16 protein-coding genes are annotated in these 23,715 nt (G+C 55.2%); 7 read left to right on the plus strand and 9 right to left on the minus strand.

The window, feature by feature from the left end:
- Positions 1-262 precede the first annotated feature (262 nt).
- Positions 263-2,011 carry a serine/threonine-protein kinase gene (locus RDV48_14835; GenBank protein ID MDQ7824074.1) on the plus strand — a complete coding sequence of 583 codons (1,749 nt, stop codon included), beginning with the start codon at positions 263-265 and terminating at the stop codon, positions 2,009-2,011.
- Positions 2,012-2,210: 199 nt separating this feature from the next.
- Positions 2,211-3,884 carry a tetratricopeptide repeat protein gene (locus RDV48_14840; GenBank protein ID MDQ7824075.1) on the plus strand — a complete coding sequence of 558 codons (1,674 nt, stop codon included), beginning with the start codon at positions 2,211-2,213 and terminating at the stop codon, positions 3,882-3,884.
- A gap of 19 nt (positions 3,885-3,903) precedes the next feature.
- On the opposite strand, the gene RDV48_14845 is transcribed toward RDV48_14840, so the two are convergent.
- From RDV48_14845 to RDV48_14860, 4 genes are all read right to left on the minus strand, one after another.
- Positions 3,904-4,161 carry a DUF4321 domain-containing protein gene (locus RDV48_14845; protein MDQ7824076.1) on the minus strand — a complete coding sequence of 86 codons (258 nt, stop codon included), beginning with the start codon at positions 4,159-4,161 and terminating at the stop codon, positions 3,904-3,906.
- 142 nt (positions 4,162-4,303) lie between these two features.
- Positions 4,304-6,226: a hypothetical protein gene (locus tag RDV48_14850; protein MDQ7824077.1), complete on the minus strand. Its 1,923-nt coding sequence runs from the start codon at positions 6,224-6,226 to the stop codon at positions 4,304-4,306.
- A 173-nt stretch (positions 6,227-6,399) separates the two neighbouring features.
- Positions 6,400-7,449 (minus strand): hypothetical protein, encoded by a 1,050-nt coding sequence (locus RDV48_14855; GenBank protein MDQ7824078.1) that lies wholly within the window; start codon positions 7,447-7,449, stop codon positions 6,400-6,402.
- A gap of 179 nt (positions 7,450-7,628) precedes the next feature.
- Positions 7,629-9,308 carry a nucleoside kinase gene (locus RDV48_14860; GenBank protein MDQ7824079.1) on the minus strand — a complete coding sequence of 560 codons (1,680 nt, stop codon included), beginning with the start codon at positions 9,306-9,308 and terminating at the stop codon, positions 7,629-7,631.
- Positions 9,309-9,383: 75 nt separating this feature from the next.
- On the opposite strand from RDV48_14860, the gene RDV48_14865 reads away from it, so the two are divergent.
- Positions 9,384-10,415 (plus strand): carbohydrate kinase family protein, encoded by a 1,032-nt coding sequence (locus RDV48_14865; protein ID MDQ7824080.1) that lies wholly within the window; start codon positions 9,384-9,386, stop codon positions 10,413-10,415.
- Here RDV48_14865 and RDV48_14870 read toward each other — a convergent pair.
- On the minus strand, positions 10,390-11,724 hold the full coding sequence (locus tag RDV48_14870) for a GAF domain-containing sensor histidine kinase (GenBank protein MDQ7824081.1): 1,335 nt from the start codon (positions 11,722-11,724) through the stop codon (positions 10,390-10,392). The two genes, RDV48_14865 and RDV48_14870, sit on opposite strands and share 26 nt — an antisense overlap.
- A 303-nt stretch (positions 11,725-12,027) precedes the next feature.
- Between RDV48_14870 and mraZ the strand changes: the two genes are divergently transcribed.
- The gene (gene mraZ / locus RDV48_14875) at positions 12,028-12,525 is read left to right on the plus strand and encodes a division/cell wall cluster transcriptional repressor MraZ (GenBank protein ID MDQ7824082.1); all 498 of its coding nucleotides are present in this window, start codon (positions 12,028-12,030) and stop codon (positions 12,523-12,525) included.
- Positions 12,526-12,818: 293 nt separating this feature from the next.
- On the opposite strand, the gene RDV48_14880 is transcribed toward mraZ, so the two are convergent.
- The gene (locus RDV48_14880) at positions 12,819-14,108 is read right to left on the minus strand and encodes a sensor domain-containing diguanylate cyclase (protein MDQ7824083.1); all 1,290 of its coding nucleotides are present in this window, start codon (positions 14,106-14,108) and stop codon (positions 12,819-12,821) included.
- A gap of 225 nt (positions 14,109-14,333) precedes the next feature.
- Here RDV48_14880 and RDV48_14885 point away from each other — a divergent pair, with 225 nt between their 5' ends.
- The 3 genes from RDV48_14885 to RDV48_14895 all read left to right on the plus strand — a co-directional run bounded on the left by RDV48_14885 (position 14,334) and on the right by RDV48_14895 (position 17,633).
- Positions 14,334-15,083 (plus strand): ATP-binding cassette domain-containing protein, encoded by a 750-nt coding sequence (locus tag RDV48_14885; GenBank protein MDQ7824084.1) that lies wholly within the window; start codon positions 14,334-14,336, stop codon positions 15,081-15,083.
- Positions 15,080-17,056, plus strand: coding sequence for an ABC transporter permease subunit/CPBP intramembrane protease (locus RDV48_14890; protein MDQ7824085.1), 1,977 nt, complete (start codon positions 15,080-15,082; stop codon positions 17,054-17,056). Before RDV48_14885 ends, RDV48_14890 begins: the two co-directional genes overlap by 4 nt.
- A gap of 151 nt (positions 17,057-17,207) precedes the next feature.
- Positions 17,208-17,633 (plus strand): cyclic nucleotide-binding domain-containing protein, encoded by a 426-nt coding sequence (locus RDV48_14895; protein MDQ7824086.1) that lies wholly within the window; start codon positions 17,208-17,210, stop codon positions 17,631-17,633.
- Here the strand turns inward: RDV48_14895 and RDV48_14900 are convergent.
- The 3 genes from RDV48_14900 to RDV48_14910 form a co-directional block, all read right to left on the minus strand.
- Positions 17,623-19,539, minus strand: coding sequence for a hypothetical protein (locus RDV48_14900; protein MDQ7824087.1), 1,917 nt, complete (start codon positions 19,537-19,539; stop codon positions 17,623-17,625). The genes RDV48_14895 and RDV48_14900 overlap by 11 nt on opposite strands.
- A 51-nt stretch (positions 19,540-19,590) precedes the next feature.
- On the minus strand, positions 19,591-19,806 hold the full coding sequence (locus RDV48_14905) for a hypothetical protein (GenBank protein MDQ7824088.1): 216 nt from the start codon (positions 19,804-19,806) through the stop codon (positions 19,591-19,593).
- Positions 19,807-19,873: 67 nt separating this feature from the next.
- Positions 19,874-23,662 carry a GAF domain-containing protein gene (locus tag RDV48_14910; protein ID MDQ7824089.1) on the minus strand — a complete coding sequence of 1,263 codons (3,789 nt, stop codon included), beginning with the start codon at positions 23,660-23,662 and terminating at the stop codon, positions 19,874-19,876.
- Positions 23,663-23,715: the final 53 nt, after the last annotated feature.

Consider the following 23,715-nt stretch of genomic DNA (forward strand, 5'->3'; position numbering starts at 1 on the left):
CCCATTTTATCAAATAGAGCGTCGATATGCAATGAAGATCCTCTCTCCCGGAGAATATTATGACCGGCAGAGCGCCCCTGAGTGCAGGAACCGCAGCCCCGGCAACCTCACGAGCGGAATATACTTTACATTTCCCGGATATATATTATAATTATAGCAGGGAATATTATTTCACGCGACGCGACAATGCTCTTGAAAGGCATAGGCCGCTGCTCAGGGCCTATGTCCGGAGATACTGTACGCTGCACTGGAGGCCTTGCATATGAAAACGTCTCTGAAGCCCGGGATGACGCTCCAGGGAAGGTATAAGATCCTCTCGCAGATCGGCAGGGGAGGAATGGGGTACGTCTTCAAGGTGCATGCCCTGAGGCTCAACAAGGAGTGCGCCCTCAAGGAGATGTATGATCATTTCGTTGAAGCCGACGACCGCGAGCGGGTGGCGGCTCAGTTCCAGAACGAAGCCGAGACCATGGCCAAGCTCGATCACCCCGGGATCCCCAGGATCCTGGACACCTTCGAGGAGAACGATCGCCATTACCTCGTGATGGAGTTCGTAGACGGCAGAACCCTGGAACAGGTGGTGATGGAGAACCCCCAGTATATCATGGAGAGCCAGGTGCTGGAGTGGAGCGACCAGATCCTCGATATCCTGGACTACCTCCACACCAGGCCGGACCCCGTCATCATAAGGGATCTCAAGCCTGCGAACATCATGCTCACCAGCGAGGGAAGGATCAAGATCATCGACTTCGGTATCGCCAAGATATTTGATCCCCGCGACAGGACCATGACGGCCATCAAGGGGAGCGGCTCCGCAGGCTTTGCACCGCCGGAGCAGTACGGGAGCGGCGGCACCGACCCGAGGTCAGACATCTATGCGCTTGGAGTGAGCCTCTATTACCTCCTCACCAAGATCATCATCGCCGACTCCGTGGACAGGATCCTCCAGGGCGGCACCGTCAATGCACCTTCTCACTACAATCCCCTGGTGTCGGCGCAGGTCGATGCCCTCATACTGAAAATGATAGAGCTGAAGCCTGACGAAAGGTTCCAGAGCGTGGTGGCCATCAGGGAATACATGATCAGCCAGAATCTGAGGCGCCCCCAGGCTGCCGACGGGGGGCGGTCGTCTGCCTCAACTCTTCCCAAAACGCAGCTCCGCCTGGAGAACCAGGGCGTCGTCGAGGACTGGAAAAGAAAGCAGTCCCAGGTCTCCCTCACCAAATCAAAGGAGGCTCCCCCGCCGGCAGTGGCTCCTCAGCCCGTGGCGCCCTCCACGAGAGAGAGGGATTATCATTTTGTCTCGGAAGCACTGCTCAAGTCAGGCAAGGAGGGCGGTGAAAAGAAGGAGAAAGAGCACCGCTCCTCGGTCCCCGCTTTCATCATCGCAGGGGTCATCGTGGGGTTCATCGTCTTCTTCCTTGTAATATTCTCCATCCCCCTCATAATGAAGTTTACCGGGCCGGTGGCGAAAGCCTCGCCCACGCCCTCCCCCACTCCGTCGCCATCGCCCACGGTGGTGAAGATCGTGGAGAAGATCAAGGAAGTGAAGGGAACGCTCGCGAAGCTGGAAAAAAGCGAAGACACGGTGAAGCTCCAGGTGAAAACCTCTGACGGTCCCCTGACACTCAGGATGAAGCGCTCCGAGCTTCCCAAGAAGGCCAAGGTGGGCGCCGAGATCACGGCGGAATACAAGATTCCCGGTGACGGAAAGGGAAAGCCCCCATGGAATATCGTCACTCTCACCATCACGAAAAGCGCCCCGGCGCATGAGCCTCTTCCAGGAACTGGCGGCGGAGGCGGCTACAGAGGCGGCGGTGGAGGCGGCTACAGCGGCGGAGGCGGTGGCGGCGGCTACAGCGGCGGAGGCGGGGGCACTTCCGGCGGCGGAGGTGGCGGCTACAGCGGCGGCGGGGGCACTTCCGGCGGCGGCGGTGGCACCTCCGGCGGAGGCGGCGGAACATCAGGCGGCGGAAGCGGAAGCCTCACGCACCAGAGGCCCCAGTACTGATCAGAGCTCCAGGAGGCTTTCCAGCCCAGTTTCCAGCGCAGTCCTGATATCTGCGGGAAAAGAGTCTTTCCTCTGCTTCTCTCGGGAATTTATTCTTATTATCCATGTATCATAGGGTGAGGACGGGAGAAGGCACAGAGGCATCTCCTCCCGAATATTTAATTATTCAATTCAGCGATATGAAGCAGACTGTGATGCAATGGATCTCTCTGCACAGGAAAGGATGGTCACCGTGAAAAAAGCCATTTACCACGCCGGCCTTGTCATACTTATCTCCATGGCGCTTATGGCGCCTCTGCTGGGCCAGGATGCTCAGTCCCTCGTCAACCAGGGCCTCCAGTTCGCCCAGAAACAGATGTGGGACAAGGCCATAGAGGCCTTCCAGCGCGCCATCGCCCTCAACCCCCAGAACCCCATGGCCCACAACAACCTTGGATATGTGTACGCCGAAAAGGGATTCTTCAAGGAGGCTTTCCAGGAGTACGAGATTGCCCTCAAGATAAAGCCTGACTACAAGGAGGCACAGCAGAACCTCCTCGCCGGGGCAAGCCAGTGGAGCCAGGATCTTATCGACCATGGCCAGTACTCGACGGCCGTCGAGCTCCTGAAGGGCGCCATCGCAAGATTCCCCGCCGCAGGCGAGCTCTATTACTTTCTCGGCGTCGCATACCAGGCCCAGGATCGCTTTCAGGACGCTCTGCAGTACTGGAAAAAGGCGGCACAGATCAAGCCCGAGTCAAGCACCGCCTTCTACGTGAAGGCGATTGAAAAGCTCATGGCTCAGAACGTGCCGGGAGCCATCGCCGATCTTAACGCCGCGATAAAGGTGATGCCCCAGAACGCTTATGCCCACAACATGCTCGGCATCCTCTACGTCCAGATGGGAAAGCTCGCCGAGGCCAAAACCGAGTTCGGGCAGGCCTTGCGTTACAAACCCAATTATGTGGAGCCCTACCTGAACCTGGCCTACCTGGCGGAGAAGGAGGGCCAGCAGGAAGAGGCTCTCAAGAACTACAAGGCCGCCACCATAAAGAACCCTTACTCGGTGAAAGGCCTCATGGCAATGGGAAAAATCTACTTCACCACAGGGAGGTTCTTTGACGCCGAGTCCTGCTACAGCAGGGCACTGAGGATCCAGCCCCTCTCGCCTGACCTCCACTCTTCTCTTGCCTTCACCCTGGCGAGGCAGAACAAGCACGCTGATGCCATAAGGGAATTTGAGACAGCCCTCTCCATCAATCCAAAGAGCGTTGACGCCTCTTACGCCCTGGGGCTCATTTACCGTTCCCTCAAGGGTGACGAGTATAAAGCCAAGGCCATCGAGGCCTTCCAGCGCTGCATGGCCATCGATTCCTCGCACAAGTACAGCCAGATGGCCGCCCAGAAGCTGGCGGAAATGGGGGGAGGCGCGACACCGCTGCCGACAGCTACAGGGGCGCCGCCTTCAGTGGCCGCAATACAGGCCGAGAGCCCCGACGGTGACCTCACCCTCTCCATCACCCCCCAGTGGCAGGAGATTCCCCTCCAGGGCGAGGGCTCAGACAAGTTCCTGTGGATCTTCTCGAGGCCCGATATGGGACTGGTCCTCACGGTATACAAGCCCCAGGGGGTGCCCGTGAACAACGTTGACACCATCAAGCCCTATTCCATCAAGGAGGCTGAGAAGAAAGGCCTCAAGAAGCAGAACGAGGAAAAGGCCAGGGTGGGCGGCCTTGACGGATACAAGATACAATTCGCCGACAGCGAGGGAAAATCGCGGTATATGTATATCGCCGTGAAGAACAAAAAGGCCTATGTCTTCATGGTGGAAGCCAAGGACAGCGCCCTCCTTCCCGAGGTGGAAGGGCTCATCATGTCTTCAACAATACGCTAAGAGCCGGCCGCTGCGCTCTTCAGAGGACCTTCCTGCCAAGGATGAATCCTGCGGTTGCCCCAAGGGCGCTCCCCAGGTTGAACCTGAAGTCAAAGCCGAAGGTAATGTCCATGATGTAAAGATTGAGCGTGGCCGGCGGCGTGAGGCCGAGGCTTACCGATTTCGCCATGCTGGGAATGACTGAGCGGAGCATTTCAGCGAGAACTCCTCCCAGAAGCACGCCAATCATCACAAAGAGGAAGAGAAAAAGGCCATTGATTTTGCTACCGTCTTTCATGCAACACCTCACCGACAGAATAATAAGATAAGGCTGAAAGACAGGCGGGAGGGTATGACACCTGTCATAGTCCTGATTCCGAGGAAAAAGCGTGGATATATTCTCTCCCGGCAGAAAAAATCCTTTTCTCTGTGCTCCGGCTCTACACGCGGGCCCTCACGGCCCTGCGGATGTCTGAGAGCTCTGCCGCCGCCGCCTGGAAGGCCTGCATGCCCTGGTAGAGAAAATCGGGGCTCTGGGTAAAGAGGAGCATGGTCTCCAGGGACTGCCTGAGCTGGTTGAGGTTGCTGTGAAACGATGCCGTGTATTCCCTTATCTCGGCGCTTGGCGAGGCGGCGAGGGCCTGGTGAGACCTCGACTCGAAGTCGCTTCTTATCCCTTCGAGCTTGTTGATATAGCTCTTGATCTCCCCCGAGAGCTCGCCCGCAGAGAGGGAGCCGCTCTCAAACTGCGTGACGGCCTCTTCGATGCGGGCGATATTGAAGGGCGAGCCCTCTTCCATGCCGAGGGTATCATCGGTGGAATATGATTCGGCCACGACGAGCGGCAGAGGCGTCGAGCACTTCCTGCAGCGCTTTGTCCCAGGAGCGTTCTCGGTGCCGCACTTGAGGCAGAAGAGCTTCTGGGGCCTGGTGCTCCCAAGGCGTTCAGAAATCTCCGATTTCACGCCTCTCTGGATCTCAAGAAGACGGGGCAGAGTCTTTTCAATCATGGCAAGCCCTTCCACGAGGTGGTCCCTCCCGCCGTCGTCAAGGAACCTGAGCATCCTCTCGATGCCCCTTCCCTGCTCGGTGAGAAGCCCAAAGACCTCGCCCACCTCGGGGGCGCTCCCGGGGGTATCCTTGGCCTTGCTGAACTCCCCGAGAATGTCCAGGTGGGACTGCTCGAAGAACTGGAGCCTCTGGGCAAAATATTCAAGCACGACGCCATCTTTCAGGGCCCTCCCCACAAGCTCCTTCATCTCCTCGATGTGGGGCGCCGAGGCCACCTTCATTATCTCCTCTTCCATCAGGGTGACAAGCCTTGAAATCGCTGAAGAATAGCTTTCAAAGGCTGCGGTCACCTCGCCCGGCGGGATGTCTTTCTGCTGCGATGCAATACTTTTTGATAGGGTGGCGTGGAGACCTCCACAGTGAATCCTGCAGATCTGTGCCGCTGCCCAGGCATTCCCCAGAGTGAAGAAGAGAGGAAAATCCTTGATGGCATCGTGAGTCTCATCATAGAGGCTCTTAAGGAAGGTGAGGGTCTTGAAGCTCCCTTCCACAGGCTCCCAGGGCATTTTCCCTTCCTTCCAGGCAGCATAGGCCTGGCAGAACTCCTCCACAGCGGGGATCTTCGAATACTGCGAGGTGCTTGCCGCTATGCGGTCCATCTCGCGCAGAATCCTGTAGAGGTTCCGCGAGGCATACTTGAGGAGGCGGAGGCCGTCGGCAAGGCACACGGGCTTTTTGTCCTTGAGATAGAAGAAGAGGGCGCCCGTTCCCTCCTTCAGGTCGCCTACAAGCTTCCTGGCTGTTCTTGCGAGATCTTCCTCGCCGGGATGGAGGGTGCTGAACCTCGCCACCTCGCCGTCAAGGGAGCTTACCAGGACCACGAGGCTTGGGAACCACTGTCCGAGGACCCTGGTGTCATCGTTGCCGCTCGCCACGTTGAATGAGGCCTTGATAATGGCATTCACGACGGGCATGGGTGACTCGACCTTCTCCCTCGCATCGAGGTCCTTGAGCTCCCTGATGGCCGATATGAGACGCCCCGAGGACTCCTCGATATAGTGCATGACAGGGTTCAGCTCAAAGGTCCTTTTCTCCCGGACCACCCGATCAAGATCGGCGATATCCTTCTCGAGCTCATTAAAGTTGGTCTCTATGTAGTCAAGCAGGGTCCTGGTGTCCTTGTCCCTGTAAAATGTCGTGGCCATGAGACGGTAAAGGGCCCGGTAGGTGGAGAGAAATTGAGCGGCCTCCCCCGTGGCCGCGAGGAGGGCCTCGCTGTTCTCGCTTCCAAGGGCGGCCTCTTTGCCGATATTGATGAGTTTCGCCAAGGCGGGCGTCAGAATTGTTCTCATATGGTCAGCCTTTCAAGACAGGTTTTCAAGATATGCTCCTGAGTATAAATACTCCGGGCGACCTTTTTCCCCTTCCCGGATCGCCGCCCAAAACCCCTGAAGGGCTGCGGCAGGTGCAATAAAAAAGGTGAGCATGGTGCTCACCTTTCGGTATGCCTTGGAAAAGCGGCCTCTTAGGTGTAATAGCCGTCAACGAGATTCGATATGTATTTGCCCGGGCTGAGGGCTGTTGACGCCGTCGTGGGGTTCACACCCATGGCGACGGACTGCGAATAGGAGGAGAGATCCAGGAATCCGAAGAGCTCCCTGGTCATGATGGCATGGTGGCCCATAAGCTCCGTGGAGCCCGGGGACTGGATCATACCCACCGTCGGCGCTGCAGGCGCCGGTGCGTCAAGCCCTATGGCGGGAGAAGGAGCTGCCTGCCCGTTGAGCCAATCGGTCATGCCGATCATGCCATTGTTGCCAGTACCATCAAAGCGGGAAAGGGTTTCATGTATCTGTGACCATCCGCCGCTATACTCAGCACGGTTTCCTTCAATCACGGGCCTCGATACCATGGGCCTCACATCAAAAGCTTCACCGGGAGGGGTTGCCAGAGCCGTCATCGCGGGCGCGGAGTTTCCGAGGGCAAGGCCCTGGGGTGCGCCGCTCTCCAGATATGCCATCTCGCTCCCTGAATCAAGCTCCCACTTGCCGAGGGTTTCAAAGCCCACGTTGGCCGCCTTCTCCTGGTCCTTCATCGCCACTTCCTCTCCCGGGCTCTTCTCCAGGATCTGGCTCACTGAGGCTGGATTCCCCGTGGAGGCCACCTGGGCTCCCACTCCCGGGACAAGACCCAGGGCCACTTCGCTTACTTCGGGGGCTTCATAGCTTGTAAGGGTCTCAAAGGCCCTGCCCTCCTGGATACCTGCCATGGGCTTCAGGGCCTGGGGGGCACCGGCCGTATTTTTCCCCATATTGAGGATCTCTGCGCTCGCAAGAGGATTTTCAAGGGCTTCCATTGCCCTGTCGCCAAGGCCGAGGTACCCGTTGAGGCATCCTGACATCACGGCATCAAGGCGGAAGCCTTGCTGCACCGTGCCTCCTTCTGAGCCGAGGACATTATCAATGTACATGCCAAGACGCTGGCTCTCCTGGACCGCCTGAGGCGCGCCGACAGGACCTGCCTGCTCGAGCTGCGATATGCTGGGATTGAATCCTGGCTGCTGAATCTCGTTCATAATCGCTCCTCCTTGTCCTTGTCATCTCTTATTGCCCCGCGGAACCCTTCATCACGGGCCCGGGGAGCTGGACTTGTCATATAGATCGCACCGTACATATTATACCATGGAATTGTTAAAATTTTGGAAATAATTTGTTAACTAAATATTAACAAAAGCGACGCAATACCATGGTTCCTTCAATGGGGCACGTCGGCGCTTATGAAGTAGGTGGCACCGATGAACTCGCGCATGATGGAGTTGGGAGGAATCTCATCGGTTCCCACTTTCAGGAAGAACTGCAGTATCGACAGGAGGCGCTGCGCTTCCGAATACTCGGGCTCGGTCCTGCCGATGGCCTTCAAGGGCTCCTCCACAAAGGTCTTGAGAACGGAAAACTCGTAGACCAGCGAGGAGTTGAACATGATGTCAGCCTCTTCCTGGAAGGGAAAGATGTGGTCACGCTCGCCCATCCTTACGGAATCCCATCTTTTCAGTGTTCCCAGCGCGTCGCGCCCCCTGAACTGCTTGTCACGCACTATTCTCCTGAGAATCCTCGTATCGGTGGTGTTGATCCTGTTATGGTCATCCAGGTTGAGCTGCGTAAGGGCGCTTACGTATATCTTGAACTTGTTCTCCCTGGCGATTGACTCGGTAAGCCTGTCGTTGAGACAGTGAATCCCCTCTATCACGAGGGGCTGATCCGGCTTGATCCTGAGCTTTCTCCCCGACTTCATGCGGGCGCCGACAGTGAAGTCGAAGTGGGGTATCTCCACTTCACCGCCCATGAGAAGCGTGGTGAGGTGATTGTTGAAAAGCTCAAGATCGAGGGCCTCAAGAATCTCGAAATTGTAGTCGCCCTTTTCATCGCGGGGCGTCTTTTCCCTGTCAAGGAAATAATCATCGACGGAGATACCTACAGGCTTGATCCCGTTCACCCTGAGCTGCACGGCAAGCCTCTGGGCAAAGGTGGTCTTCCCCGACGCCGATGGCCCCGCTATGAGAACAACCCTGAGCTGCTCCTTGTTTTTTGCTATAATGTCGGCAATGGCAGCGATCTTTTTCTCATGAAGAGCCTCGGCAACCCTTATGAGGTCGTTTATCTCGCCCGACTCTATGACGGTGTTGAGAGCCGGCACGTCGCCGACTCCCAGGAGGTTCACCCACTGCTTGTACTCATAGTAAACTCTGAAGAGCTTCTTCTGCTCTGTGTAGGGCGAAAGCTGAAGGGGGTTGTTGGAGCGGGGAAAGCGCAGGATGAAGCCCGGCGGGTAATAGAGAAGATCATAGACCTTCAGGTAGCCGGTGCTCTGCACCATCTTGCCGAAGATGCAGGCTCTTATCTCTCCACAGGAATGGACTTCTATGGAAGGATCCCCCATGTAGGGAAAGAGCCGCGCCTTGTCATCCTGGCCGTCGCTTCCGAAAAACTTCACCGCCTCTTCCCTGGTGAAGACATGGGGTTTGAAAGGCTCGTCGCGTGCAATGATCTCGTCCATCCTCGCCTTGAGGGCCTTGAGATCCTTGGGAGTAAAAGGCCTGTCAATCGACGGCTTGCAGAAATAGCCGCCGCTCAGGGAGTGCCTTATCACTACCTTCCCGTCGGGGAAGAGCTCCCTGAAGGCTCTGATCATGACAAGGCTGAGGCTTCTTCGGTAGATCTTGCGGCCCTCCTCGAGGCGGCCGTCAAGAAGCTCCACACGGGAATCTTCCAGGAGGGGCTCCGAGAGAGACTTAAGCTCATTGTTCACCAGGGCTCCCATAAGGTGATAGGGAGTGAAATGCCCCGAGAGCCTCGCCGCATCGAGCACCGTGATCCCCCTGGTCACTTCATGCTCTCTTCCGTCTGCGAATATGACTTTTACTGCATCTTCCGGCATTTCATCTTCTCCTTTCAGACAGAGAAATTATACACCATATCGCTTCGATGGTAAAGGGGGAGAGGCTCTTTGCCGTTGGAGGAAAAAGACCTTTCGTGGAGAATGGAGAAGGCTTTACTATTATGCACCATCGCGGAGGTGGGTATGGCGATCATTATCACCGGCTCGCTGGCTTACGACAATATCCTGAAGTTCCCGGGCTTTTTCAAGGAACACATCCTTCCCGACAAGATAGAAAAGCTCAACGTGAGCTTTCTCGTTGACTCAATGAAAAAGCTCCGCGGAGGCTGCGCCGCTAATATCGCCTATTCCCTGGCGCTGCTGGGGAAAAGACCTCATGTCATGGGGACAGTGGGAGAGGACTTCGGCGAGTTCCGCACGTGGATGGAGGCACAGGGCATTGAAACCTCCCTCATCAAGGTAATCCCCGGCGAGTACACCGCCTCCTGCTTCATCACCACCGACAGGAGCAGCAACCAGATAACGGGCTTCTACGCGGGGGCGATGGCATCGGCCCACACGCTCTCATTTCATGAGCTCAAGAATGAAAAAGTCGAGATAGCCATCATCTCTCCCAACGATCCCGGGGCCATGGTGAAATACTGCAGAGAGTGCAGGGAAGCCTCCATACCCTTCATCTTTGACCCTGGCCACCAGATCCCGCGTCTTGAGCCGGAACAGATACTGGAAAACATCAGGGGGTCCAGATTCACCATCCAGAACGACTACGAGCTGGACATGATCCTTCACAAGACAGGAAAATCAGAGCAGGAGCTCCTGGAAATCACAGGGGGCCTGATCGTGACCAAGGGATCCCAGGGCTCCTTCATCAAGACGAAAGAACAGACCTATTCGATACCTCCCGTCACGCCGCGGATAGTGGCTGATCCCACCGGTGCAGGCGACGCCTACCGGTCGGCCATCATCATGGGCATCCTCTGTGGCCTTGACTTCATGGCCATGGGAAAACTTGCGAGCCTTGTCGCCACGTACGTGGTGGAAGTATGCGGCACGACAGAGCATCATTTCACTTTTCAGGAGCTTAAAGCGCGGTATGAGCAGGTATTCGGCGAGGCCCTTCCTATGCCGGTGCCAGGGGAAGGGTAAAACAGAAGGCCGTGCCCTCTTCTTTGGAGGACTCGATCCACATCTTCCCCCCATGGAGCTCTACAAGGATTTTCGTTACCGGGACATTCAGGATTATCTTGCCATGCTTTGTCGAGGCCGTATGCTCAATCTTTCCGTAGGGAGCCAGTATTGCCTCGAAATCCAGGGGATTGATCTCGTCGCCGTAATCACACACGGAAATGGCAGCCATGTCGCCCTCGCGGGATACATTGACTCTCAGCAGACTCCCTGCCTTGCTTGCCTCGACGGCATTCTCCAGAAGGGCCACCAATATCCGCTGGAGCTTCTTGTAATCGGCCACCACCTGGGGAAATTTCTTGTCAATCTCCACAAAGATGCGGAGGCTCTTGTCGTCGATTTTCGCCTTGATGCGCTCCTGGGCATCGGCCAGAGACCTTGCGAGATCTACCTTCCGCCGCTCGAGGTACACCTGTCCCCCCGTGAGCAGCACATACTCGTTGAGGTGATCAATCCTCCTCTGGGCGAGTTCCGCCGCCTCACGAACATCCTTTATGGCATCTTCCTGCTTGGTGGTGAGCTTCCCCATGCCCTTTTCACCCATGCTCTGGCATTTTTCGACGATCCTCTCCTGGAGAGCCCTCACTTCGCTCTTTAAATAGAGGGACATGGCATAATCGGGCTCGCTCACCACCTGGGCGGACTGCTTGAAGAGGCTCACCTTTTCGTTGAGGAGCTCATTCTCAAAGAAGGAGGCAAGGAGGGCGCAGAAGAGCTGCGTCACTTCAAGGTGGGCCTGGGTGAAGACGCTGGGCTTGCGGTGATAGAGGTTCAGAAACCCCCAGAACCTGCCGGGCGAAGCAACAGGTATCTGGAGAATAGAGACAATCTTGTAAATATGGACGATATCGCTCACGGGGAACTCGGGCTCTTCGTGGATATTGCCTATGCGGGATATCCTTCTCTCCTTCACGATGTCTTCCATCTCGGTGCCCCTGTAATTGAGGCGGAGACCCCACTGGATAATCCCCTCATAACAGACGGAGTAGGCCACGAGGTGCTCTTCCGATTCATCCATCTTCATCAGTTCCAGAGCCTCGAAGGGCACAAGAATCTGCCCCTGGCTCACCAGGATCCTGAGAAGATCCTCAAGTGAGGCAGACTGGCCAAAAAGGCTGATTACCCTTATGAGGCAGTCAAATCTGGCTTCCAGGAACTTCTTCTGCTGCTCAAGCTTTGACAGATCCTCGGGAACTGCCGGCGGCTTCTGCACCTGCTCAACAGGCTTTTTCCTGCTCGCAAGCAATGCTTCAATGTAATCTTCGCCCATGGGAGCCCCTTTCGCTTCCTTGTGACGATCACGGTCCTGGACTTTCCCTTGCGATCATGCCACGCAAGGCTGTTCTCATGAGAAATTTCGTGATACGCCCGAGAGTTCCTCTAGCCCCTTATTTTCCCCCTCCATCCCTTTTTGTTGATTTTTATTCAATGCAATGGGCGGGGCAAGTCCGATATCCCAAGGGCTAGTAGATGAATTTTTTTCATCAACTATATGTGGAATCGCACCACTATCGAAAAATTTTTTATTTTTTTTAAAAAAGGAGAAGGAGTTATCCCCAGATGTGGAGAAATTGTGGTTAAAGGTGGGAATAAGTGGGAAAAAGTGAAGATGCCTGACCTGAAAACACAGTTTACTGGTGAGCACAAGTACTCGCTGGACTCAAAAGGGAGGTTGATAATACCGGCAGAGCTGAGGGAAGGACTGGGAGAGAGCTTCTACATGGTGAGGGGACTTGAAAGGTGCATATCACTCTTCCCCCCCGGAGAATGGGCCAAACTGGTGGCCAAAATGGAAGAGCTCCCCATCTCGAATCCCTACGCGCGATCCCTCGTAAGGTTCTTCGGATCGGGCGTGAGGCTCTGTGAACCGGACAGCCACTGCCGCATCATCATACCGCCGCCCTGGCGGGACCACGCCGGGCTCGACAAGAAAGTGGTCCTCGTGGGGGTCTTCAACAAGGTGGAAGTATGGAGCGACGAAAACTGGGCAAAGGCATCGCGGACGAACTACCAGGGAGAGCTGGCCGTGGCGGAAGACCTGGCGGCACAGATAATCGCCCTGGGAATATAGGAAAAGGCGGATCGGGAACTATGAGGTATCAGCAAAAAGAGAGGTGTCAAGAGCAAGAGTTTATCTGAAGGAATTTCAGTTCATATTGGTTTCTCCCCATTTCATACCTTCTTTCATTCTTTCCTCCACATTTAGAGATGGGGATGATGTTGTAGGACACATTAGGACCATATAACATCATCCCCCATTTTTTTTCTCTGGGAGGCCAGTCTCCCTACCTGGGTATTGGCAGTTTATCAGGGCCGGAGAAGGACCATATACCATCATCCCCCATTTTTTTTCTCCCCGGTTTTTTATTCCTCGCAGAGGATCACCCTGTTTCTTCCGAGGCTCTTTGCACGGTAGAGGGCATTATCGGCTCCGCTGGTGATTATCTCCGCGGTCCGCCCGTCCTGTGGAAACGACGAGATCCCTATGCTCATCGTGAGGCGGACTTCCGTCGAGCCGCTTATCTCGTCAAATTCCAACTCCTCAAGCCCCCTCCTTATACGCTCTGCAAGGTGGGCAGCCTCCTCTTTCCTCGTCTCAGTGAGGATTATGGCAAACTCCTCTCCGCCGTAACGGGACACGATATCGGAATCCCTTGCGGATGCCCAGAGAAGGGCTGCAATTTTCTTGAGGGCTTCATTGCCGGCGGGATGGCCGTAAGTGTCGTTGAACTTCTTGAAATTATCGAGGTCGATGATCATCAGGGAAAAGGTGTTGCCATACCGGACTGACCTGCTCACCTCCTTGAAAAGCTGGTCCTGGAAATATCCAAAGTTGTAAAGCTTGGTGAGCCTGTCGGTGATAGCGTGGTGATAAACCCTGGCGTTCTCTATCGAGACCGCCGCGAGGCTTGAGAGGGCCAGCAGAAGCTCCTTGTCATCGCTGTCAAAGCAGGAGGCCTGCCCTCGCTTGTTTATCACCTCGAGGGCGCCGGAGATCCTGAGCTCCCCCTTCTCCTTGACTCTTATGGGCACACAGAGAATTGCCCGGGTGACAAAGCCGCTCATCCTGTCGAACTTTCTGGCGAACCTTTCATCATGCTGCGCATCATCAACCTGGATGATCTCGCCTGTTTTGGCGACTGTGCCGGCGATCCCCTCCCCTACCTTTATCCTGAGCGTCTTGAAGACTTCACCTTTATCACCGAGTGCCACGGTAAAGCGCAACAGCCCGGGATTATCCTCGTCGATGAGGAAAAGAGAGCAGGCCTCGGCGTTCATCACCGACTTCACCGTCTCCATGATACGGGAGAGGACGGTCACGTGATCAAGGGTCTCGTTGATATAAAGGCTCACATCAACAAGCTTCTTGAACTCCTCCAGCTTGTCCCTGAGACGCTCTATCTCCTCGTCATCTTCCCTGTCGTGGGAGGCCAGTCCCTGCAGATCTTCGGTGAGCTCCCGGGAGAGCACTGTACCAACTTCGGACTTGATGCGCAGAAGGAGATCCTTAGCCGACTGCGATTCCGGCTCAGTGGAATGATTATATCCTTCAATCACCTCGTCCAGGTAACGGCATACCTTGGAAGTGGTCTGGGCAATTACCTGCCTGGTGATATCCTGCCCGTCAGCACTCTCTTCCCGAGACGATTTCACTGCATTCCTCCCTGATTGAATTACTTTTCCTGGTAGAGCCGCATGAGGTGCTGATTCCCCTCTCCCCTGTTCTTATCCTCCACGGGAGATCCTGTAAATGGCCCCTGACATGGCTTATACAGAAGCCCTAATATTCCTTCAGGCGCCGTGCCTCTCTGCATGGCGCGGAAGGATTTCAGCCCTCCTGATGGTATATATGTATGACAAAGCATTAAGGGAGGAGAATTGGAAAAAGCCGTCACCGTAGAGAGCGTCACTAAAAAGTTCTACGATTTCAGGCGTGGGGAGATCACCGTGCTGGACAATATCTCATTCTTCTGCTCTCCCGGGGAGATCGTGGGCATCCTGGGACCCAACGGGGCGGGCAAAACCACCATGCTCCGCCTCATATCCGCAATTCTCACACCCACATCAGGCACAATAGAAGTAATGGGGCTCAGCACCGTCAGGGATCCCCAGAAGATCAGAACCCATATAGGCTTTATCTCAAATGACACGAACCTTTACGAGCGCCTCACCTCGGAAGAGATGGTCTCCTATTTCGGAAAACTCTTTGATCTCTCCGACGAGACCATAAAAGCCAGGTCCCAGAAGCTCTACGAATCTCTGGGCATGACCCATATCCTCAAGAGGCTCTGCAAAAACCTCTCGGCAGGTGAGAAACAGAAGGTCTCAATCGCGAGAACCCTCATTCATGACCCTCCCATTCTTATTCTCGATGAGCCCACCACCTCCCTCGACGTGCTCACCAGCCGCGACATCCTCTGGCTTGTAAGACAGGCAAGGAATGAGGGGAAAGCCATACTTTACTCGGCCCACAACATGGAGGAGGTTGAGAACCTCTGCGACAGGATCATACTCATCCACCAGGGAAAGAAGCTCGAAGAAGGCACTATCCCTGAGGTGGTGAAGCGCCATGGCGCCGGCAGCCTCACCGAGTGTTTCCTGAGCCTCGTGAAGGACGGCACGTCATGAACATGCGGCGGGTAAAAACCCTCTACGCCAAGGAGATTAAGGAGATCCTGAGAAACTGGGGGCTCATAATCCTCCTTATCTTCTTTCCTCTTATTGTCTATCCATCAACCCTTATTTTCATGGCCGAGTTCGGCGTCTCGCAGATGAAAAAGCTGGAGAGCCAGAAAACCAGGGTGGCCGTCAAAGGCAGGGAGCTTGCGCCGGAGCTCATCCCGCTGCTTGAGGAAAAGGAGGGGCTTATCCTTGAGTTCACCGATGATGCCAAGGTGAGCGCCATCCCCTCAAAATACAAGTCCATCCTGAGCATCTGCTTGAGGGGTGACCTTATCGATGAGAAAGTGAAGAACATCGCGATGGATCTCTACTTTGACTCCACCGACGAGGAGTCAAAGCTCTCCAGGCTCCGCATGGAGGAGGTCCTGCTGGACTATAAGAAAGAGCTTATCTATCGCAGGCTCGAAGCGAAGAACCTCTCCACGGACTTCATGGAGCCTATCCGCCTCAAGTTCGATAACGTGGCGACAAAAAACAAGATAGCCGGAGCCCACCTCGGGGAGGTCCTCCCTCTTATCCTCATCACCTTTATCATGCTGGGCACCATCCAGGTGGCCGTCGATCTCACGGCAGGCGAGAAAGAGCGGAAAACCATGCAGACCCTCATCCTTTCTCCGCTTTCGAGGCTGGAGATCATCACCTCCAAGCTCCTCGTAGTGCTCACCACGACGCTCTTCACCACGGCGGTGAACTTTCTCTCCGTGGGGCTCACGATCTATTTTGTTTACAATTTCACGCAGAAAGCCAAGGAGCTCACTATCTCCTTTCCGGCCATCATGCTCTCCCTGGTGCTTGCCGTGCCCCTCGTGGTGCTCATGAGCGCCCTTTTCCTCATGGTGGGCATCATGGCCAAAAACCAGCTTGAGGCCAATATCTACGTCCTTCCCATCCTTTTCGTGGGCCTTCTTCCCGCGGGGCTCCCCTCGATTCCCGGACTCAAGTATGATACGTGGATGAGCCTTATCCCCATTGCGAACACAGCCCTCATGGTGAAGGCAATCTTCCTGGGAACCTATACCATGCTTGAATTTGCCCTCACCTTCCTCTCCAATTCCCTGTACGCTGTCCTTGTCATTATTTTCATGAGCCGCCTTTTCCAGAAGGAGGATATTGCCTTCGGAGGCCTCAGCGATATAATCTTCCAGAAAATAGACAGGACCAGGCCTACGGCAGGCGAGGTGATCCTTTTCTTCCTGGGAGCGCTGGCAGTGTATTTCTTTATCGGGAACAACCTTCAGCAGAAGCACATGCAGGCGGGCCTTGTGGCGTCGCAGGTCCTCCTCCTTCTCGTCCCGGCCCTTTATTTCGTGAAACGAAGCGGCTACGACGTGAAAAAGGTCTTCAAGCTCAGGAATTTCAAGCCCCAGGTCCTTGTCCTTGCCCCTCTCATCGGCCTGGGAACGCTGGTATTAAGCCAGTATATGGAGAAGTTCCAGAGCTATTTCATCCAGACACCTCATGAGCTTGAGGCCTTCATGACCAATCTCCTCACCTTTCACGGCTTCAGAGAGGGCCTTTTCGTCTTTCTTGTCATCGCCGTCACACCGGCAGTCATCGAGGAGCTCGTGTTCAGGGGACTCATCCTCTCAGGACTTGAGCACTCCCTCACCAAGGTCACCACGTGCCTTCTCGTGGGATTCCTCTTCGCGCTCTTCCACCTGAATCTCTATATACTCATCCCCGTGACCCTCATGGGCGCCCTCCTCACCTATGTGGTGATGAGAACCGACTCCATCTACACAGGGATGCTCATGCACTTCACCATCAACGGCACCCAGGTGGCCCTCCTGAACTTTGTCTCAAAAGACATAAACATCCCACCTTATGCGTGGCTCATCGCCATTGCGGCAATAGTTGGAGGGATTGCCCTTCTTCCCCGGCCGGCCGGGGAAAACGAAAAAAAAACTGAACCTCTCTGACGGCGGCCTGCAGCACTGCACACGAAAAGGTGACAGAGAAAAAACGTCGAATTTTCTCCTCAATATGCCGATAATCCTTGTGAAGGACACCCTTTGCCAGGCTCTGCCGGCAGGGCGGATAGAGAAGAATGTTCCGGAAGGAGGCATGCCAATGGAGGAAAAGGACAAGGAACGCTTCAGGATACTGCTCGGCCATATCGGCTTTCTCCCCTTCATAAACGAAAAGCGTTTCGAGGAGCTGATCATGGTGGCAGAGAAGCGGAGCTTCTCCAAGGGCGAGGTGATGATCAAAAAGGACAGCCTTGACGATTCCTTTTACATTATCTCCCGGGGCTCCTGCGAGGCCTTTGTGGAAGAGGGTGAAGACGAGATAAAGAGCGTGGGGACCATGAGCGCCGATAATTTTTTCGGCGAGATCGCCCTTGTCATGGAGGGAGTCCGCACCGCATGGGTCGCGGCGAAAGAGACAGTGGACGTCTTTGTCATCTCAAAACAGAACGTATCAAAATACCTGCTCTCCATCCCGGAAATTGCGGAAAAAATATTTGCCACGGCGCGGAAAAGGCTTATTTCCTGACCTTCCCCTCAAGCCTCCTGAGCGCCTCACGGCTCCTTGCGAAGGAGGGATTGATAGAAAGGGCTCTGCGGTATTCCCGGCAGGCCCCTTCAATGTTCCCTTCCTTCTCGTAGAGGACTCCCATGAGATCATGGGCCAGGAAAAGGTTCCTGTCCTTTCTCAGACCCTGCCTCAGAACCTGGAAAGCTTTGCCGTTCTCACCCTTTTCCATCAGCACATAGCCCAGCTCCACATAGAGAGAGGTAAAGCTCCCGTCCAGGGCGATGGCATCATTGAGCAGCCCCTCGGCCTCATTGAGCCTTCCCTCCTTTATGAGTCCCGTGGCGCTGTTCTTCAGCGTCCATGCGCTCACAGGGATTATAAGGGCACCTTCACGGGCTTTGCGGAAAATCTCTTCATTTGAGGGGATCTTTCTCATATAGAGAAGCTCTACCCTGTCTTCATACACCAGGCCCCAGGCGGCGCTCTTGCCAAGAATCTCGCCGAGGCGGTAGGCCTGCCCCCTCTCCATGTGGTACTTATTGCAGAGTACCATGTTCACTCCGTAGCGGTCAAGGATTTCCTGCCATCCCCTGGCACCCGCCGTGGTATCAAGGGACTCTCTGTAAACCTCCTCGGGATAGGCCACGTTGGCCCTCCCGTCAATGAATACTTTACAGGGCGGATAGAGACGCCATAGCACGTAGCCCCCCCATTCATAAGGGTTGTAAAGAGGGCCTTCAAGGCCGTTGTATTTTATAAAGGTCAAGCCATTGTAAGGGAAAAGGGCTTTCTCCATGGAAAGGTTCTCGTAATCGACGGCGGCGAGCCTGAGATAAAGGAGGGCTCCCGCAAGGAATAAGCCTGCCATGGCGACAATGGCGGAAAACCTCTTTCCCCCTGCACTGCGTAAGACAGCGGTGTCTCTCCATGAATGGGGTATTCTCGCTGCAAGGGCGTGATAAAGCTCTTGCAGAAGAAGCGAAAGCACAGGCACCACGGCCAGGCAGAAGAGCGTGATATGGCGGACTGTCGTGAAGGCAAGGTATCCGAAGAGCAAGAGGCTCAGGCCGTCAAAGAGGCGGAGCCTTCTGCGGAAGATCACCGCGAGTACGGCCACTGCCACAAGGAAGACCAGGAAAGGGAGGTCCCTGCCGAGGAGATCGGGCCTGATCCATTCAATGAGCTCACGGCGGTAAAAGCTGTCTTTCACGAAAGAGAGGGGGTAAAGGAGAAGGTCACGGCCGTAAGGATTAATAAATACGAGAAGCGCGCTTGCCAGCAGGACAGCACCCTCCCGGATGAGCGGGACGGAGCTCCCCTTCTTGAGAAGAGCCGCTGTCGCGTCTATGGCCATGAGCAGCAAGAGGAGGACAAAATAGAGGGCAAAGCCGCCATGGCAGTTTGCCCAGGCCCATGCCATGAATGGCAGCAAGGCAAGGCTCCAGGGCTTCTCCCTGGCCCGCTCGACAAGAAAGAGGAACAATGCCAGAAAAAGGTAGGTGAAGAGGTAAGGTCTTATGTCAAAATACAGATCGCCCTTTGCAAAGGACACTGCCACCATGACCGCCAGGGCGCTGAAGCAAGGAGATGCCCCCCTGAGCCTTCCCGTCTCGTAAAGAAGAAGAAAGGAGAATAGAATGACGAGGGACTTCATAAAGTAAAGGAGAGGGAGGCGGCCGGCAGTGTAAAGGGAGAAAAAAATGAGCTCCGAGAGCCATTCGTGGTCTATGACGGGATAATGGAAAGCCGTGTAGGAAAAGAAGTTCGTCCTGGCGACGTCACCGCTTGAGACAAGGTGGCGGCCCATGGCGAGCTGCCACCAGAGATCGGCGGCAGGGATGGGGTGAACCGTTGTAGTGAGCACGAGGGCCATCATGAGAAGAAAGAGAAGGGTATGGAAAACGGTGGTTTTCTGATCACCCATGACTGTTTCCTCTCACCGTGACGTGATCACCTGCTTCCCCGGGTCACGGCCCTATACGCCTGCTCCTTCACAAAGAAAGGATTCCATCACCCCGAGGGGGACAAGGATCTCGCATACCTGATTTCTTGTCCTCGAGGCCAGATCCTTCAGGCCTGACTTTTTGAGCCTCGCAGCTATCTCCTTCACAGGAAGACCCGACAGGACCGAGACCTCCTCGATGGTGTAAAACTTTTCCTTTTCAAAAAACAAAAACGAGACATTGCCCATAGATTACCTCCAGAGCCGTCTCCGGCATGGGTGATTCTCCACGGGCAAAAAAAATCCTGCTGCTCTATTAAAGCCTTACGACAAGGAGGGAAAAATCGTCGCTGAGCTTGCGGCGGGTATATTTCTGGACCGCCGTGTAAATCCTGTTGGCAATGGTCTGGGGATCGAGATGGGCGTGCTTCTTCACTATCTCCATGAGGCGCTCGAGACCGAATATCTCCCCCTTTCCCCCGCGGGCCTCGGTGATGCCATCGGTGTAAAGGACAAGAATGTCGTTGTTCTCAAAGGTGATTTCCTCCTGGCGGAACTTGGCATCGTAGCTCACGCCGATAAGCAGGCCCTCGGTCTCAAGAAGCCTCAGCTCCCTTGTGGCATGGGAGCAATAGATCGGGGGCTCATGGCCCGCTGAGCTGAATTTGATGAACTTTTTCTTGATATCCACTTCCATGTAGAAGAGGCTTATGAACTTGTCATCGCCCGCCTCGGGGATGATGAGGTTATTTACCATGCTCAGGACTTCCCTGGGCTGATAGCCGGCAATGGCATAAGACTTGAGGATATACTTGGCGCGGGCCGTGTAGATTGCCGCCGAGGGGCCCTTGCCCGACACGTCGGCAATCACCAGGGCAAAACGGGTTTTGCTCAGGGGGATAAGGTCGAAATAGTCTCCCGAGAGCTCAAGGGAAGAGAGATAATGATAGCCCACCTCAATGCCGGGGTAGGAGAACTCCTTCTGGGGCATGATGATGGACTGCAGGAGCTGGGCCACCGTGTACTGTGCCTCATAGAGCTTTGCATTTTCAATTGCCATCGAGGCCGAGTTCGAGAGGGCCACCAGCAGGTTTATCTCGTGGGGCTTGTAGTAATAGATATCCTTGAGGTATATATTGATGAGGCCTGTTATTTTTCCCTTCGCCTCAAGGGGTACCGAGAGAATGGTGCGGAGGCCCTCTTCGCTGATTGCCCTGGGAAACTTGTAGGGCGATTTCCTGGCCTGCATGTCCAGCAGGATCATGGGGCTCCCCGTCTTCGCTGCAATACCTGCCACGCCCTCGCCTATCTTTATTTTTCTCTCAATGGCATTCTTGCTGAGACCCAGGGCCGTATGGATGGAGAGCTCCTCCTGCTCTTCATCAACAAACATGATGGATACGGCGTCTGCGTTCATCACGCGCTTCACATTCTTTGCAACCTCCTCCATGACACGTTCAAACTGGAGCGTCGAGGTGATGGCCTTGCCCACCTCAAAAAGCGTGGCAAGCTCCCTCACCTTGTTTTTCACCACATTGTGAAGCCTCGCGTTTTCCACGGCGATGGCGGCGTGGTTCGCAAAGCTCCTGAGGAGCTGGACCTGCTCCAGGGCAAAATAATGCCCCTCCTCGGAGAAGCAGTTGAGGATGCCCACGAGACGGCGCTTTGCAATGAGGGGGATGGAAAGCACCTGGCCAATATTGCACTTGGAGAGAAGCTCGCTTATCTCGTCGCCGGAGCGGTCCTCCACCGTAAGAAGGGTGTGGCGCTTCTTGTCAATGGAATTCCGGGATATTTTCTTCTGGAGAGCCGATTCAAGGAGAAGAGAATTGAGGCCTCTTGACTCCTGGAGCACAAAGTCGTTCTCCGTGTCATCCATGATGAGAAGGGCCACGGCAGACCAGTTGACGAGCTGCGCCGCCTTCTCAACGACCAGGGTGAATACTTTGGGAAGGCTCAGGGAGCTGGGGAGCACCGACGATACCTGCAGCAGGGCCTTGAGCTGGCTGGTGTTCTCCTCCTGCTTGGTGATAAGGCGCGCCCGCTGGAGAGCCGTTGCAATCTGGATGGAGAGGGTCATCACCAGGCGGATCTGGGAGTTTGAGAAATAATGGGCCATCTGGGAGTCATCGACGTAGATGATGCCAAGAAGCTTCTCCCTTGCGATGAGGGGCACGAGGAGATAGGAGTTGGAGGGAAAAATCTCCTGGAGCCTCGCGAGGCCGGGGCAGTCAGGGGGGATACCCGAGGAAATGCGCGGCTTCCCGCTCTCCAGGTCATCCCATATCTCCCGGGAGATATCGGAAGCGGCAATGCGGAAAAAGGAGAAAAACTCCTTCTGCGCGTCGGTGATGCCCGTGTTGGCCGCTGTGTGAAACTCCTCTTTCATCTCGTCGTAGAGAAAGATCAGGCAGCGGTCCACCTGGATAATCTTTGAGATCTTGCTGACCGTCACCTCGAGGAGCTCCCCAAGGTCCGTAGTCTGCCCGATGGCCCTTGCCGCCTCGTAGAGCAGGGTGGCCTCACGGGCGCGCTTCTGCTCCTTTTCATAGCTGAGGGCGTTGTCAATGGCCATTGCCGCCTGGCCTGCAAAGGCCGAGAGAAGCTCGACCTTGTCCGGGGCGAACTCCTTCCTTTCCCTGGAGTAAATGTTGAGAAGGCCTATGAGCTCGTCCTTGATGGAGAGAGGGACGCCAAGATAGGACTTGATCGTATCCCGCGATGAGGGGCCCTGGTAGAAATATTCCGTGGCCTCCTTCGTCTGGGGGGGAGTAAGGTTCTGGTTGCCCTCCTGCCAGCCCAGCAGGCTCTCCCTCATCCTGAACCTTGCGAACTCGGCCTTCTCCGCGTCAAGGCCTATGGAGACATGCATGGAGAGCTTCCGGTCCTCGATAAGGTAAAGGCTTCCCGCTTCAGCGCCGATGAGCTTCAGGGAGAGCTCCATGATGAGCCTCAGTATCTGGTGCAGGTTCAGGGCAGAAGAGAGGGCCGCCCCTATCTGGGAGAAATAAGCCTGGAGCTCCTCTTTTGACCGCTTCAGCTCCTCCGTGTGCTTGACGCTCTCCTCATAGAGCTTCGTGTTGTTGACGGCGATAGCCGCCTCCGAAGCTAAGACCTCGACGAACTCGGTCTCCCTCTGGGTAAACTCATGGAAGCTCTTGATTGAGCCCACATGGAGGACGCCGATAGTCTCGTCACCGACCTTCATAGGGACTGCAAGGAGACTCTTGATGCCCAGACTCTTCTTAACCACTCTCGGGTCGGCAAGGGCATTGGGAACTGCAATGGATTTTCCCGAGAGGGCCACTATACCGGTGATGCCCTCGCCGGGGCGGAATTTCATCTCGGCCTCGCCCGGCGGGAGTGCCAGGTTGGTAGTCACAAGGTTGAAATCCTTTCTTTCCTTGTCATAAAGGAGGATGAGGCAGATATCCACATCGATGGCATCGGCCACTTCATGGGTGGTTCTCTCCAGGAGCTTCCTGATATCAAGCTTGGTGCTCACCATCTCGTTCATTTTCGAGGCAAATATGAGCTTCCTGAGCTGCCTGTCCGCGAGGTGCTTCTCATAGACCTCGGTGGCGCAGATCTTTGAATCATTGGCAAGCCTTATCACTGACTCCTCTAGAAATTTCCTGTTCATGACAGGGATGGCGAGATATGCTTCCCAGAGCGATCCATCGTCGCCCAGATCGCTCTTCAGGCGGTGGGCCATCTCCTCTTTCTGCCCCCCTGTCAGCACGTGGCCGCCGGCTATAATCCCCATAAGGCGCTCTTCGACGAGGATGGGGAAGGCAAAGCAATAGAGGCCGTGAGGGCACTTGAGGATGCGGTATTTCTTCTTTTCCCTGCACGACGAGAGAAGTTCCTTGTGATACTTGAGGCAGAGCTTGGGGATGGGATGGGAGGGGGACTGATCCAGGATCTTCTCGCAGAAGGTCGTGTCGCCATAAAGAGGGCTTATCTGCTCGCCCAGCTCGTCAAAGAGAGCAAGGGACATTCTGGTATAATCGGCAAAAAGGGAGAGAAATATGCTGCAAAGCCTGCTGTTGACAAAGATGTTCTCATTCTCAGCAAAATCCCTTGTGGGGATGCTTTTTTTCATGCAGTCATGCCTCTTTAGTCCGGATAAGAGACAAAACAAGAAATTCCCCGCCA

This window comes from Candidatus Eremiobacterota bacterium, from assembly GCA_031082125.1.
Lineage (GTDB): Bacteria > Vulcanimicrobiota > CADAWZ01 > CADAWZ01 > Ess09-12 > Ess09-12.

Coding starts and splice junctions, on each gene's coding strand:
- RDV48_14895 (MDQ7824086.1), top strand. CDS start 17,208: ATGGAGGAAAAGGACAAGGAACGCTTCAGGATACTGCTCGGCCATATC.
- RDV48_14855 (MDQ7824078.1), bottom strand. CDS start 7,449: ATGAACGAGATTCAGCAGCCAGGATTCAATCCCAGCATATCGCAGCTC.
- RDV48_14845 (MDQ7824076.1), bottom strand. CDS start 4,161: ATGAAAGACGGTAGCAAAATCAATGGCCTTTTTCTCTTCCTCTTTGTG.
- RDV48_14835 (MDQ7824074.1), top strand. CDS start 263: ATGAAAACGTCTCTGAAGCCCGGGATGACGCTCCAGGGAAGGTATAAG.
- RDV48_14890 (MDQ7824085.1), top strand. CDS start 15,080: ATGAACATGCGGCGGGTAAAAACCCTCTACGCCAAGGAGATTAAGGAG.
- RDV48_14900 (MDQ7824087.1), bottom strand. CDS start 19,539: ATGGGTGATCAGAAAACCACCGTTTTCCATACCCTTCTCTTTCTTCTC.
- RDV48_14860 (MDQ7824079.1), bottom strand. CDS start 9,308: ATGCCGGAAGATGCAGTAAAAGTCATATTCGCAGACGGAAGAGAGCAT.
- RDV48_14840 (MDQ7824075.1), top strand. CDS start 2,211: ATGGATCTCTCTGCACAGGAAAGGATGGTCACCGTGAAAAAAGCCATT.
- RDV48_14850 (MDQ7824077.1), bottom strand. CDS start 6,226: ATGAGAACAATTCTGACGCCCGCCTTGGCGAAACTCATCAATATCGGC.
- RDV48_14910 (MDQ7824089.1), bottom strand. CDS start 23,662: ATGAAAAAAAGCATCCCCACAAGGGATTTTGCTGAGAATGAGAACATC.
- RDV48_14870 (MDQ7824081.1), bottom strand. CDS start 11,724: ATGGGCGAAGATTACATTGAAGCATTGCTTGCGAGCAGGAAAAAGCCT.
- RDV48_14905 (MDQ7824088.1), bottom strand. CDS start 19,806: ATGGGCAATGTCTCGTTTTTGTTTTTTGAAAAGGAAAAGTTTTACACC.